14 protein-coding genes are annotated in these 13,026 nt (G+C 39.8%); 9 read left to right on the top strand and 5 right to left on the bottom strand.

Annotation, left to right across the window (positions count from 1 at the left end):
- Positions 1–495: 495 nt before the first annotated feature.
- Both safA and ACQCT5_RS12920 read left to right on the top strand, forming a co-directional pair.
- The gene (gene safA, locus ACQCT5_RS12915) at positions 496–1,116 is read left to right on the top strand and encodes a SafA/ExsA family spore coat assembly protein (RefSeq protein ID WP_499642440.1); all 621 of its coding nucleotides are present in this window, start codon (positions 496–498) and stop codon (positions 1,114–1,116) included.
- A 227-nt stretch (positions 1,117–1,343) separates the two neighbouring features.
- The gene (locus ACQCT5_RS12920) at positions 1,344–2,345 is read left to right on the top strand and encodes a phosphotransferase enzyme family protein (protein ID WP_499642441.1); all 1,002 of its coding nucleotides are present in this window, start codon (positions 1,344–1,346) and stop codon (positions 2,343–2,345) included.
- A gap of 82 nt (positions 2,346–2,427) precedes the next feature.
- On the opposite strand, the gene ACQCT5_RS12925 is transcribed toward ACQCT5_RS12920, so the two are convergent.
- The 4 genes from ACQCT5_RS12925 to nagA are packed head-to-tail and all read right to left on the bottom strand — an operon-like array spanning position 2,428 to position 5,860.
- Positions 2,428–3,162, bottom strand: coding sequence for a sugar isomerase domain-containing protein (locus tag ACQCT5_RS12925; protein ID WP_499642442.1), 735 nt, complete (start codon positions 3,160–3,162; stop codon positions 2,428–2,430).
- 15 nt (positions 3,163–3,177) lie between these two features.
- Positions 3,178–3,906, bottom strand: coding sequence for a GntR family transcriptional regulator (locus ACQCT5_RS12930; protein ID WP_499642443.1), 729 nt, complete (start codon positions 3,904–3,906; stop codon positions 3,178–3,180).
- Between the two features lie 19 nt (positions 3,907–3,925).
- Entirely contained in the window at positions 3,926–4,663 is a 738-nt protein-coding gene (nagB, locus tag ACQCT5_RS12935) for a glucosamine-6-phosphate deaminase (RefSeq protein WP_499642444.1), read from the bottom strand.
- 6 nt (positions 4,664–4,669) lie between these two features.
- Positions 4,670–5,860: an N-acetylglucosamine-6-phosphate deacetylase gene (gene nagA / locus ACQCT5_RS12940; protein ID WP_499642445.1), complete on the bottom strand. Its 1,191-nt coding sequence runs from the start codon at positions 5,858–5,860 to the stop codon at positions 4,670–4,672.
- 201 nt (positions 5,861–6,061) lie between these two features.
- Here nagA and nagE point away from each other — a divergent pair, with 201 nt between their 5' ends.
- The 4 genes from nagE (at position 6,062) to ACQCT5_RS12960 (ending at position 8,949) form a co-directional block, all read left to right on the top strand.
- Positions 6,062–7,417, top strand: a complete 1,356-nt coding sequence (gene nagE, locus ACQCT5_RS12945) for an N-acetylglucosamine-specific PTS transporter subunit IIBC (RefSeq protein WP_499642446.1) — start codon at positions 6,062–6,064, stop codon at positions 7,415–7,417.
- Between the two features lie 104 nt (positions 7,418–7,521).
- The gene (locus ACQCT5_RS12950; RefSeq protein WP_499642447.1) at positions 7,522–8,031 is read left to right on the top strand and encodes a GNAT family N-acetyltransferase; all 510 of its coding nucleotides are present in this window, start codon (positions 7,522–7,524) and stop codon (positions 8,029–8,031) included.
- Between the two features lie 17 nt (positions 8,032–8,048).
- Entirely contained in the window at positions 8,049–8,387 is a 339-nt protein-coding gene (locus tag ACQCT5_RS12955; RefSeq protein WP_499642448.1) for a hypothetical protein, read from the top strand.
- Between the two features lie 10 nt (positions 8,388–8,397).
- Positions 8,398–8,949 (top strand): GNAT family N-acetyltransferase, encoded by a 552-nt coding sequence (locus tag ACQCT5_RS12960; RefSeq protein WP_499642449.1) that lies wholly within the window; start codon positions 8,398–8,400, stop codon positions 8,947–8,949.
- A gap of 96 nt (positions 8,950–9,045) precedes the next feature.
- Here ACQCT5_RS12960 and map read toward each other — a convergent pair whose 3' ends face one another.
- Positions 9,046–9,798 carry a type I methionyl aminopeptidase gene (map, locus tag ACQCT5_RS12965; RefSeq protein ID WP_499642450.1) on the bottom strand — a complete coding sequence of 251 codons (753 nt, stop codon included), beginning with the start codon at positions 9,796–9,798 and terminating at the stop codon, positions 9,046–9,048.
- Between the two features lie 178 nt (positions 9,799–9,976).
- Between map and ACQCT5_RS12970 the strand changes: the two genes are divergently transcribed.
- The 3 genes from ACQCT5_RS12970 to ACQCT5_RS12980 all read left to right on the top strand — a co-directional run bounded on the left by ACQCT5_RS12970 (position 9,977) and on the right by ACQCT5_RS12980 (position 13,018).
- Positions 9,977–10,600, top strand: a complete 624-nt coding sequence (locus tag ACQCT5_RS12970; protein WP_499642451.1) for a TetR/AcrR family transcriptional regulator — start codon at positions 9,977–9,979, stop codon at positions 10,598–10,600.
- A 278-nt stretch (positions 10,601–10,878) separates the two neighbouring features.
- Positions 10,879–11,769 (top strand): GNAT family N-acetyltransferase, encoded by an 891-nt coding sequence (locus ACQCT5_RS12975; protein WP_499642452.1) that lies wholly within the window; start codon positions 10,879–10,881, stop codon positions 11,767–11,769.
- Between the two features lies 1 nt (position 11,770).
- A complete protein-coding gene (locus ACQCT5_RS12980) occupies positions 11,771–13,018 on the top strand; it encodes a GNAT family N-acetyltransferase (RefSeq protein WP_499642453.1) in 1,248 nt (415 codons plus the stop codon).
- The last annotated feature ends 8 nt before the right edge of the window (positions 13,019–13,026 follow it).

Genomic DNA, 13,026 nt, shown 5'->3' on the forward strand with positions numbered 1-13,026 from the left:
AAAAAGTAGCCAGGGCGCTCATTAGCAAACACACTCCTGATACCTTCGATTTGTTGAATTATTACAACATACCGTTAACTGAAATAAAGAAAGGTGTAATCTGTCCGCAATTTTCACGCTATCCCATGATCAGGAGAAGCGCTAACTGGCATTGTATAAACTGTTGCTGCAAATCCAAAACTGCTCATATCGAAGCACTAAGAGACTATGCACTTCTAATAGGGAACACCATTACCAACAAACAAGCTAGAGAGTTTTTGGTGATTACTTCAGATTCAATCGCAAGGAAATTACTCCAATCCATGAACCTCCGCCATATAAGCACAAAAAAAGGAAGGGTTTACTTCTTAGATTAAACAGAACGGAAAATGAACCGACTATTTCACCTAGTCCAAAAATTCCCATGACAAATTAGACGCACATTTTATAAGCGTTTTCACTATTTTACAATAATTTCTTGTTTATCTTTTAGGTGTTTCATATTACTGTAAGGGTATGAAAACTTTACAGAAAGTCCTCATAACTTTGTCGATTGTCGCTATAGTCTTAGGTGGAAATACTGCAGCACTTGCCGCAACTACTCATACGGTTCAGTCCGGTGAAACGATGTGGAAGATTGCAGTTAAGTATCAGGTAGGAGTTTCGGAAGTGATCGAGGCTAATCCTGCGGTTAAAAATCCGAATCTTATCTACCCAGGTCAGAAGCTTAACATTCCAGAAATAGGAGAGGTGAAATCAGTAGAGGAACAGGTTGCAGCTCTAGTGAATCAGGAGCGCAGCAAGCATGGACTTCAGCCTTTGAAGTTGAACTGGGAGTTATCTAGAGTAGCAAGATACAAGTCTCAAGATATGATAGACAAGAATTATTTCAGCCACACATCACCAACATACGGATCTCCGTTTACGATGATTAAGAACTTTGGTATTTCTTACCGAGCAGCAGGAGAAAACATTGCTGCTGGGCAAAAAACACCACAAGAGGTCATGAATGCTTGGATGAACAGTGAAGGACATAGAAAAAATATCCTTTCTAGCCAATACACTGAAATTGGTGTAGGTTATGCGAAAGGCGGCTCTTACGGCCATTACTGGACACAGATGTTTATCTCAAAATAATTGGTCAGCCAGCGAAGCGAATGGAGCTTCGCTGCTTTTTTGTTTTGGAAAAAATTCTATGATTCTTCCAAAATATACTATAAAATAGGATTATCTTATTTGGAAGGGGTGATGACAGGATGGCAAGTTGTTTCAAAAAGCAGGGTCATGCCTTGTCCCACCAACTGTTAATTATCAGTTAGAAGCAAGTGTAAGTCCCCGCATATAACAATAAGGGGCTGTTTTTGATGATGAATTTGAGCACGATGAAAAAGGTTTTGGATACTGTAGGGGAGGATTGGCGCAGTCCTTTAGCTGAGCAGATAATGTGTAATTGGGAATATGATGCTGACGAACTGTACTACTTTCGTGCAAGTGCAAATTTTGTTTTTATTTTTCGAAAAGATGGAAAAGCACATTATTTACGTATTAATGAAACAACTGAGAAACCAGTCAGCCAACTTCAAACAGAACTGAACATTCTTCTCTACCTTAAAGATAGTCCTGTAAAGGTCGCTCAACCATTATTATCTAAGAACCATCAATATATTGAAGTGGTTGATACGGAAGTCGGGGAGTTTTCGGCAATGGTTTTTGAAGGAATTCCCGGGAAACAGATGGAAACAGCGGAATTAAAAAAGGAGCAATTTTTTTTATGGGGAAGGTCACTTGGGATGCTGCATAAAAAATTCAAGATGATTCCCGAGGGGTATATGTCCCAAAGACCCACTTATGTCGATCATCTACAATGGATCGACTCTCATCTTCCAATTGATGATCTACCTGCAAGGGAGGAGATGTTCAGAATAAAAGAATGGACCGGTTCTTTACGGAAAACTCCTGAGAATTTCGGTATCATCCATTTTGATTTTGAAGTTGACAATCTGCGCTGGAATGAGGATTTGATTGGGGCCTTTGACTTTGACGAAAGTGCAGGGTATTGGTATGTGGGAGATATTGTTTTTGCGTTACGAGATGTTCTTGCGAATAAAGAAGATATCAAGAAACCACAAGTGAAAAACTTCATAAGAGGTTATACGACGGTAACCAATCTGGATGAAAATTACGTTCAACAAATCGATGGGTTTCTAAGAATGCATCAACTGTATTCGTATACGAGAATCCTTCGTTCAATCGATATTCTTGAATCAGAAAAGCATCCTGAATGGCTGAGAAACCTTCGGGAGAAATTTGTTAAGAAGTTATCCTACTACCGTTCAATTTTTAGAACGCTTGATGATTTAGGGTAAGTTTTTCTGAATAGTTATATGAAAAAGAGCCGGAGCATGACAGTCCGGCTCTTTTCCTATTGCACCCGAAGTGGTGGTACTTTTAAAAGAATTCAATTCTCTTTCCATACTTATTTATCAATTCGTTATTGTGCTCCTCAGAACCGTCAACATTCCCGCTTTTAAATATAGGAATCTCCATTCCTTTTTTAATAAGAAGTTCAACGGAATTTACAATTATTTGATTCAGGATGGCTGCATTTATGATAGTGGAGCCTGGCCCTATACTATTGGTTGAATTAATATTATGTAATGTTATCAAGGCATCTCCTACAGGGATAAGGTTATCAAGTGCAATATCAGCTGTAGCCGCTAAATGTAAATTGGTAGAATGACGAGAAGAAAGGGAGTGGTAGGCATGAGATGATATTGTCATGACCTTCATTCCTATCTTTTTCCCAAACTGTGCAACATCTATCGGAACAGAATTTCTTCCAGATGTGGAGACAACCAATAAAACATCCTTTGGTTGGAATGGTTGGGAGGGGAGAAAAGTTTTTGCGAACAAGGGATCTTTCTCTAAATCAGAGGAACGTAGAGCGCCCTTATGCAGCATGAGATCATCCACAAATAAAGGTCTGATAGGGACAATTCCACCTGCCCTATAAAATACTTCTTCGGCGATCATGTGGGAGTGGCCGCATCCAAAAACATGCAGAATACCTTCATTTCCAAAGCAGTCAGCAAGGAGAGAGGATGCCTGCTCTATCTCCATACTGTTTTTTTGCTCCACTTTAGTCAGGAGTTGTTGAACAGCTGATAAATAACTCGTATCCATGATACCTCTCCCTTACTATTCGAATCTCTTCATTTTGATGTAGAATTTATATCGGTCTCCCCTATAGTGGGATTTTACTAGTTCTAGAGGAGTCCCGTCTTGTAGAAAAGTATTTCGCTTAATGTATAACATTGGATGATCTTTATTGATTTTTAAAAGTCTGGCATCTTCACTGGAAGCTTGTACGGATTCAATCATCTGATCTGCATGGGCAATTTCAAGGTTCAGCTTCTCTTCGATATAAGCATAGATGGAAGTGTTTACTACTTCTTCCGTTAGTCCTTTTACTAAATTGGCAGAGAGGTAATTTGTCTCAAGTGCCATCGGTTCACCATCAGCCAAACGTATCCTTTTTATCTCATATACAGGTGCATGTTCCTTGATATGAAGTTCATCAGCTATATTAATGGAGGCTGGCACTATTTCAAAATGAATCAATTCACTTGTCGGGTTCATCCCTCGTTTTTTCATATCCTCTGTAAAGGAGGTCAAGCCTTGAAGTGGCTGCTCGATTTTTTTATTTGCTACAAAAGTGCCGCTTCCTTTTTTACGATAGAGAAGCCCTTCGGTCACCAATGAATTAATGGCTTGCCTGACGGTCATCCTGCTTATTCCGTAAGCTTCGGCATATTCTCTCTCTGAAGGTATAGTATCTCCAGGAACAAGATTACCTGAGTTTATTTGATCCTTAATGAAAGATTCTAGCTGGTAATAAAATGGTATGGGGGAACTTTTATCAATCATTTACCCTGTTTATCTCCTTTCAAGCAATAATACTGGAGTTTTGAAGAACCGTATTGTCTGCAATAATTCTAACACAAGGATGCTTTTTTAGGATAGATGCAGGAAAGGAGTCTGTAAGGCTGCCATTCATTAGTTGTTCATAAGCTTTGGCTTTGTTTTTTCCAGAAACTAAAAGTAGTATTTCCTTCGCATTCATAATGGAATCTATACCCATTGTGATAGCGTGAGAGGGAACATCTTCCATCGTTTCAAAAAAACGTGCATTCGCTTTTCTAGTCGATTCTGTAAGTTTTACAACATGAGTTCTGCTGTCAAAACGGGTTCCAGGTTCATTAAAACCAATATGTCCATTTTCTCCTAGACCCAAAATCTGGATATCCATCGGACCTTTGTTATGGAGTTTTTGTTCATAATTTCTGCATTCTTTTTCAAGATCTTCTGCTTTTCCGTTCGGAATATGAGTATTTTCTATACTGACGTTGATATGTTTGAATAAGTTTCTATTCATATATTCGTAATAACTGTTTGAATCATTTTTATCTAAACCAACATATTCATCAAGATTAAAAGTAGTTATACCTTGATAGGAGGTGCCGTTTTCCTTATAGTCTTTTATCAAATATTCGTAGAGTTTTGATGGTGTGCTACCTGTTGCCATTCCTATTACAAGGTTAGGATTTTGTTTAACTTTCTTTATTATTATTTCAGCAGCTACTTGACTTAGGTCGTCATAGGTATTAGCGGTGATTATATCCATTTGGGCCTACTCTCCTTTATAAACTAATTGACCCTTACAAAAGGTCATCTTGACTTCGCAATTTTGATTCATGATTACAATATCAGCATCTTTACCAACTTCGATACTTCCTTTTCTTTCCCAAACATTGAGTCTTTTTGCAGGGGTGGTAGAAGCCATTCTGACGGCTTCTACTAGAGTACAGCCTGTAAATTCTTTCATATTTCTTAATGCTTCATTCATTTTTAGAACACTTCCTGCAAGTGTGCCATTTTCAAGTAGTGCAGTATTGTTTGCCACTGAGACTTTCTGGCCACCCAATTCATATTCTCCATCTTCCAGCCACTTTGCTCTCATGGAATCTGTTATTAAAATAATTCTATCTGCTCCCTTGGCAAGATAGGTTGCTTTTACAACAGTAGGGTGAACGTGAATACCGTCAGCTATCATTTCGACCAACAGGTCATCATGGGCAAGTCCGGCACCTACAACACCCGGTTCACGATGGTGGCTGCCGCGCATCCCGTTGTAAAAATGTGTAACGTGCTCTGCACCTGCTTCCATAGCGTCGAGCATTTCATGATAAACAGCATCAGAATGTCCGATGGATGTGATGACCTTATTTTTCGATAAATGATGGACAAATTCTATTCCGTTTGGCTGCTCGGGTGCCATGGTAACCACTTTAATTTGGTTTCCGGACTCAACCTGCCAGCTTTCAAATAGTTGGATATCTGGATTCACAATATGTTCTAATGGCTGTGCACCTGCGCGCTTTGGGGATATAAATGGACCCTCCAAATGTATTCCAAGTAATTCACTGCCTATTGATTCATTCTTCTCTATTTTTAAATAGTTATTTACTGTGCGTAAAGCTGCTTCAATATCAGACCGCTCTTGCGTAATGGTTGTAGGTAAATAGCTAGTTGTACCTTCCTGGGGCAATGTTGCTGCCATTGTTTTCAATGACTCTTCAGAAGCATCCATCGTGTCAGCTCCGTTTAAACCGTGTATATGGATGTCTATGAAGCCTGGGGCAGCATACAGATCGGAGGAAAATCGAATTTCCTGCAGATTTTCATTATTTTGATAGTGATCCATAGCTCCGATTTCGAAAATTTTTCCTTCTTTAACTTTAATAAATCCAGTTTGTTGAATTGTTTTCTCTTTTATTAGATTGACGGAAAGCAGGGAATAACTATTTAAGAAAGTACTCATGTAAGTCTCCTTTCACGATTATTATATGTTAATTCTAACAGAATAATGTATAGTTGTATATACCACTTTTGCTTTATAGATTGTTTAATATTAGATAATTTAAGTGTTTTCCAGAAATATTGGTATAGACAACTATTTGTAAGATGTGCTAGTATTACTTCGTTGCAAGCACTTACAAAAGATTAAGGAGAATTGATAAAAATGATTGGGTTTTTACAAAAAATCGGAAAGTCACTAATGTTGCCGATTGCTGTGCTTCCCGCTGCAGCAATATTATTAAGAATTGGACAAGAGGACTTATTGGATATTGAGTTTATTGCAAACGCAGGGAACGCAGTATTTGCTAATCTTGCGCTTATATTTGCTATTGGGATAGCGATCGGTTTCGCCAAAGACAATAATGGATCTGCGGCCTTGGCTGCTGCAATTGGTTACCTGGTATTAGTAAGTGGTACCCAAGCAATTAATGAAGAGATTGATATGGCCATACTAGGCGGGATAATATCAGGGGTTGTAGCAGGAGTGCTTTATAACAGGTTTCATGATATTAAAATGCCTGATTGGCTTGGTTTTTTCGCAGGAAGACGTTTTGTTCCTATTATTACCGCTACTGTGATGGTAATCTTAGCGGGAATATTTGGAGTCATTTGGGCTCCAATCCAAGAATTTATTAACAACATCGGTCAATGGATAATAGATGCAGGAGCAGTAGGAGTTGGTATCTTCGGATTCTTGAACCGTCTTCTTATTCCAATAGGTTTGCACCATGTACTCAATAGTTTAGTATGGTTTGTATTTGGAGAATATAATGGTGCAACTGGGGATTTAAATCGATTCTTTGCTGGTGACCCGACAGCTGGTATATTTATGGCCGGTTTCTTCCCTGTCATGATGTTCGGTTTGCCTGCTGCAGCGCTAGCGATGGTTGCAACAGCAAAAAAACATCGCCGTAAAGCTGTATCAGGAATGCTGATTGGTATCGCCTTTACTTCATTTTTAACTGGTATTACAGAGCCGATTGAGTTTACTTTCATGTTCCTGGCTCCGTTTTTATACGTCATACATGCATTATTAACAGCAAGTTCCATGGTTATTGTTTACTTATTGGATATTAAGCATGGTTTCGGCTTCTCTGCCGGTGCCATCGACTTTTTCCTGAATTGGGGGATAGCACAACAGCCGTTGTTACTTTTAATCATCGGTTTAGCTTATGGTGCAGTCTATTTCTTTGTTTTCTATTTTCTTATTAGGACCTTTAATTTAAAAACACCAGGTCGGGAAGATGAAGAGGATATAATAGAAGAAAAAGGAACAGGTGAAGATAAATATTCTGTAATGGCTCGCAATTTTATTGATGATATAGGTGGTAAGGAAAATATTGCTGCTGTTGATTACTGTACAACAAGACTCAGATTGACGATCAAGGATATGAGTAAAGTACAAGAAAATTCATTAAAACAACATGGGGCCAAAGGGGTTATAAAAGTAAATCAAACAAATCTGCAAATAATTGTTGGAACAGATGTCCAATTTGTAGGGGATAAAATGAAAGAATAAGACCAGTCTAGTATGGCTGGTTTTTTTTTATCTATTCAGATTTGAAATGAAATTATATACTAAATAAAAGTAGAAAGCATAGAATACTAGAAAGGTGAATCATCATGGAAAACCTACAATTAGAAATCAGAAATGCAGAGGAAAAAGACCTTCCTGCCATTGTTGCCATTTACAACTCGACCATTGGTAGCAAAATGGTTACAGCGGACACAAATGCAGTTGCAGTGGAGGACAGGCTTGCCTGGTTCCACGATCACAATGAGGTGAACAGACCATTATGGGTGGTTGTAGACAAGGAGAAGAATGAAATATGTGCATGGCTGAGTTTTCAATCCTTTTATGGGAGGCCTGCCTATCAGGCGACAGCTGAAGTCAGCATCTATCTGCATGAAAACACCAGAGGTAAAGGTCTTGGCGCATATCTGCTGAAATACGCATTGGAGGCATGCCCTGGACTTGGGATTGAAAATCTGCTAGGCTTCATTTTTGCTCACAACCTGCCAAGTATCGGCCTGTTCCAAAAATTCGGTTTTGAGAAATGGGGCAATTTACCGAATGTGGCAGAACTCGAAGGAGTAAAAAGGGATTTGGTAATCTTGGGTAGAAAAATATAGGTGTAAAGGTGATGTGAATGAAATTTAAATGGCCATTATTGATCGTTGCGGGTGTATTATTGGTGACAGGTGTGCTTCTCTCTTTTAATGAAAATGTTCGAGGTGCTGTCAAGCTTGCACTTTTGGGAAAGGAAGTTGTGACCATCTCCACTGAAAACGAGACTATGACAGTAATGGCCAGGATGGAAGAAGGGTCGGGTTTTCAGGAGGTCCTTTCCCTCATTGAAACAGATGGCTGGCTTCTGACAGATCAACTGGGCTCCACTTTCGTTTTTACCAGAGGGGATGAGAGCCTCGTTCTGATGTTGAAGATGTGGACAAACCAATATATTGTAGCGGAGATGACAGAAGGGTAGGGGAGATTAGTTGAAACCAGTACCAATGCTCAGGACAGAGCGCTTGCAGTTGCGCAGCTTATCTTTAAAGGATGCTGATATAATATACAGCTATTTTTCAAATCCGGAAATGACAAAATACTATGGGATGGAACCATTCCAATCCAGGTTGGAAGCGGATAAGTTTATCAAAGATTTCCTGGATGATTATAATATGCTATTTCGATGGGGCATTGTGGAGAAAAGCACTAATAAACTAATAGGTACTTGTGGATTCCATGCCATTTCCGAAAAGCACCTCCGGGCAGAGATCGGCTATGAAATAGAGGTGGATCACTGGGGGAAGGGATATGCGACCGAGGCAATCCATGCACTTGTGCATTATGGGTTCGACTCCATGAAGTTTCAGCGAATCGGTGCCAATGTATATCCGGAAAACGTAGGTTCCAGAAAAGTATTGGAAAAAGTGGGTTTCACCCATGAAGGAATGCTTCGCAGCTACCTGTTTCAAGGTGGAAACTTTCATGATGCAAATGTTTTCTCGATTTTGAAAAAGGAAGTGCTGGGGAATAAGGAACAGTAATCCTAGGGTTACTGTTTTTTTCATATATATATTTCGATGGAAATACAAAAGCTAGCGGCCAATAAAGATTGGCCGCTAGTATAAGCCTGAAATCTATCAATCATCCTGAGAAGTCAGAATCAATGGTCCATCCTTCGTGATGGCGATGGTATGTTCATATTGTGCTGAGAGCTTGCCATCGACGGTTCTGGCGGTCCAGCCGTTATCGTCCAACATGGAAAACCATGTTCCGATGTTGACCATGGGCTCAATCGTAATTACCATCCCCTCCTTAAGGCGAATACCCCTGCCTTTTGTTCCATAATGAAAGATTTGTGGCTCCTCATGTATGTTCCTTCCGATACCATGTCCGGTGAAGTCTCGAACAACTGAAAAGTTCCTCTCTTCTACATATTCCTGAATGGCATGCCCGATATCACCAGTCCTATTGCCAGCAATCGCTTGAGAAATGCCTATATAGAGAGCTTCCTTTGTAACACCCAGTAAGTTCTTAGCTTCTGTACTTATTTTTCCTACGGGATAGGACCAGGCAGAGTCTGCCAGCGCCCCATTCAAATTGACCACACAATCAATGCTTACGATATCCCCATCCTTTAGTGGCTCGCTTCGTGGGAATCCGTGACATATTTCATCATTTATGGAAGCGCAGGTTGAATACTTATAGCCTCTGTATCCCTTTTGCTCCGGAGTTGCCCCGTGTGCAACTAGATATTCTTCCACAAATCGATCTATCTCAAGAGTAGTAACCCCAGGTTTTATTTTTTTTCTCAGGAGCTTGTGGCACGAGGCCAGCAGTTTGCCCGCTTCGTGCATCCTTGTAATTTCACGTTCACTTTTAATCGTTATCAACCGGTTTCCTCCTCTCCTTCTTTCATTATAGATAAAAATTATTCCATAGGTTCGAATAATGAATTTGAAAAGAAAAAAGTTTTCTTTTTCTTTAGAATTTACTGTTATTTTTAAAAAGATGATGTATCATTGGAATAATAAACCGACTAGTCGTTTATATATAAGGGGGGGAATGGAAATGCCACCTACAGTTTCCGAAGAGTATAAGGAAAAGAAAAGAAAGATGATTCTCGAAAGTGCCCTGGCATGTTTTGCAGAGAAAGGTTTCCAGGTTGCGACCATTGATGATATTGTGAAACACTCCGGTATGAGTAAAGGAGCCATTTACAATTATTTCAAAAGTAAAGACGAAATTTATATAGAATTAATGAATGTTAATTCCAACCAAAGCTTTAAGGTGCTTCGGGGGAAGCTTGAAAAGCTACCGACTGCCAAGGAAAGACTCGACCATTTTTTTGAAGTGTTCCGCTCACAGGTAAAAGTGAATCCTTTCTGGGAAAATACAAGCAGGGTCCATATCGAATTTTGGCTTAGCTCGGTACGGAATGAGCTGACAAAGGATTTCATGTACAATCGATACCAGATGGTATACAAAAAGATTTTAACGGATATTATTCAATTCGGTGTCGATAAAGGAGAATTCCCAGAAAAGATTGACGTAGATTTTATTGGTAATGTGTTTTGGAGCTCCTTCGATGGAATCTGTTTCTATCAATGTGTGATGGAAAATGATGAGCTCTATGAGAGGCTGGTCAACCAGTTGGAAAGTGTCATCAACTCCATGGTTACATCCTTAGAATAGTTGGATAAAGGGAAAGGAATTTGTCGAAAAGATTAGATTGAACTTTTTGAAAATTCGTGCTTAAATGGAAATAAACTGAGTGGTCGGTTTACTCATGCCTTTTTTTACTCTCAAAATAGACTGTCTGGTCAGTTTTAAACAGAATAAAAAGGCGGGGATTGCCCATGTGGATTATCCGTATAAAAAGCTATCTAATCATTATTGAGTAACGAATAAAGCAGGCGTATGAAGAAATAAAATAGAAAATTAGCGCCTGACTGACAAAAGGGGGAAAAACATTGTTTACCATCAAAAAATTGAGTGAGTGCAAATTGGAAGAAGCGGTTGCTGCATGGAACACCGGCTTTGAAGGCTATTTTTTTGATGCGACAATGGATGTGGATCGTTTTACAACTAGACTTGGGCTTGAAAACCTATCAGCCTCATTATCCATAGTGGCATTCAACCAACAAAAGCCGATTGGGATCCTGTTAAGTGGAGTCAAAACCATCGAAGGGAAAAAAGTGGCCTGGAACGGTGGAACAGGAGTAGCAACCGATTACCGAAGTAAAGGTGTAGGGAAATTATTAATTGATAAGGCTCTGGATATTTATGAAGAAGCAAATGTGGAAGTAAGCACCCTTGAAGCAATAATAGAAAACACAAAGGCCATCAGCTTGTATGAAAAAAAGGGATATAAAATTGTGGACGAAGTGGTGCATGTACGGTGTGAGGAGGTCCCTGAATTTTATGGAGCACTGGACTACCAGGCTGTTTTCACTTCTGCACACGATGTACAGTATCTGCCCATCTATAGGCATGACACCCCATGGCAAAGCCAGTGGTTTTCCATGAGGGAGGGGCAGGCACTGCAGTTGGTGAATAACGATGGGGAAACAGTTGCATACGGGCTTTTCAAAAGAGAGTATGACGGGGACGGAACTCTGAAAGCCGTCACTGTCACACATTGTTATGTAAATGAGGGTAAAGGGAATCCGGAATACTTGATCGATTCCTTATTTTCCTATTTGTTTCCACCTTCCTCTGTCAACTATGTTTGTACCGTGGCATTCTTCGCCATCTCCAATAGAAGGGTGTATCAATTCCTGCTTGATAAGGGATTTACAAGAAGGATAGGCCAGGTCTGGATGAAAAAAGGAATAAAAGAAGGTGTTCAAGGAGGAGTCTAGCGTGGGAGGAATCAGGTCATTATCAAGGGTTGATATTCCTTCCTTTGTAGAGGTTGCCAGGAACGCCTATCCCGGTATGGGAGTGAATACCCCGGAAGATAAACAGAAACTGGTGGAAAGGTTGGAGAAGCAGACAGAATCTGATGCAAAAAATCTTTTTGGGGCATATTCGGGAAATACCCTTGTGGGGGGCATGCTTTTACATGACTTTACCATTAACTTTCTCTCTCATCAAATTGATCTGGGTGGAGTTGGTTTTGTCTGTGTCGATCTGCTTCACAAGAAAGAAAAAATCGCCAAGGAACTTATCACTTATTTTGAACAGTACTATCGAGAGAATGGAACGGCCATTGCTGCTTTATACCCTTTCCGTCCGGATTTCTACAAGAGGATGGGTTACGGCTATGGGAGCAAGATGAATCAATACCGTTTCGCACCGAAAGAATTGCCTAAAGGCCTATCAAAACAGAACATGAGGAAACTTACTGAAGAAAACGTAGTGGAGTTTCATGAATGCTATTCTCGGTTTGCTTTAAAAAACCATGGCATGATTGCCCGGTCCGCGGAAGATATGAAGAAGTTTTTCCAGAATCCCAAGAATAGGATTTTTGGCTTTTGGCAGGAAGATGAATGCAAGGGGTATTGTGTATTTTCTTTTGAAAATAGTAAGTCTGGAAATTTCATCTCCAATCATATCCTAATGAAAGAATTCGTTTGGGAAACACGGGAAGCATTATTGGAGCTTTGCACGTTTTTACACTCGCAGCAGGATCAGATTCACCAGATTATCTGGAATACTCAGCAGGAGGCAATTCATTTCCTGCTGATTGACCCAAGAAACGGCTCCGATAATCTGATGCCACATGTTTATCACGAAAGCAATGCAGCTGGTGTGGGGCTCATGTATAAGGTATTGGATGTTCGTGCATTGTTCGAGCAGACTACTGCAAATTCTTTTGGTTCGGCAAACTTGAATGTCAAATGGTGTGTGACGGATTCTTTTGCGAATCTTACACATGAAGTAATGGTCCACTTCCACGATGGGTATGCGGTTGTAAGGGAAGATAGAGAACCGGACGTTACTGTAAAGCTATCCATCAGTGAATTTTCTTCATTAATCATGGGTTCAATTAGTTTCACAAGTTTATTTCAATTTGGATTGGTACAGCTTTCTGATGAAAAATATCTCAAAGAATTACACCTGATTTTTTCAGCATTACCAAAACCAATGTGTATGACAGGCTTTTAAACGGGAGG

The organism is Sutcliffiella halmapala (assembly GCF_050107295.1).
Taxonomy (GTDB): domain Bacteria; phylum Bacillota; class Bacilli; order Bacillales; family Bacillaceae_I; genus Sutcliffiella_A; species Sutcliffiella_A halmapala_A.

What these genes read in the sequence shown, in the direction of transcription:
- safA (WP_499642440.1), top strand. Translation starts at nt 496, where the DNA reads ATGAAAACTTTACAGAAAGTCCTCATAACTTTGTCGATTGTCGCTATA.
- ACQCT5_RS12920 (WP_499642441.1), top strand. Translation starts at nt 1,344, where the DNA reads ATGATGAATTTGAGCACGATGAAAAAGGTTTTGGATACTGTAGGGGAG.
- ACQCT5_RS12925 (WP_499642442.1), bottom strand. Translation starts at nt 3,162, where the DNA reads ATGGATACGAGTTATTTATCAGCTGTTCAACAACTCCTGACTAAAGTG.
- ACQCT5_RS12930 (WP_499642443.1), bottom strand. Translation starts at nt 3,906, where the DNA reads ATGATTGATAAAAGTTCCCCCATACCATTTTATTACCAGCTAGAATCT.
- nagB (WP_499642444.1), bottom strand. Translation starts at nt 4,663, where the DNA reads ATGGATATAATCACCGCTAATACCTATGACGACCTAAGTCAAGTAGCT.
- nagA (WP_499642445.1), bottom strand. Translation starts at nt 5,860, where the DNA reads ATGAGTACTTTCTTAAATAGTTATTCCCTGCTTTCCGTCAATCTAATA.
- nagE (WP_499642446.1), top strand. Translation starts at nt 6,062, where the DNA reads ATGATTGGGTTTTTACAAAAAATCGGAAAGTCACTAATGTTGCCGATT.
- ACQCT5_RS12950 (WP_499642447.1), top strand. Translation starts at nt 7,522, where the DNA reads ATGGAAAACCTACAATTAGAAATCAGAAATGCAGAGGAAAAAGACCTT.
- ACQCT5_RS12955 (WP_499642448.1), top strand. Translation starts at nt 8,049, where the DNA reads ATGAAATTTAAATGGCCATTATTGATCGTTGCGGGTGTATTATTGGTG.
- ACQCT5_RS12970 (WP_499642451.1), top strand. Translation starts at nt 9,977, where the DNA reads ATGCCACCTACAGTTTCCGAAGAGTATAAGGAAAAGAAAAGAAAGATG.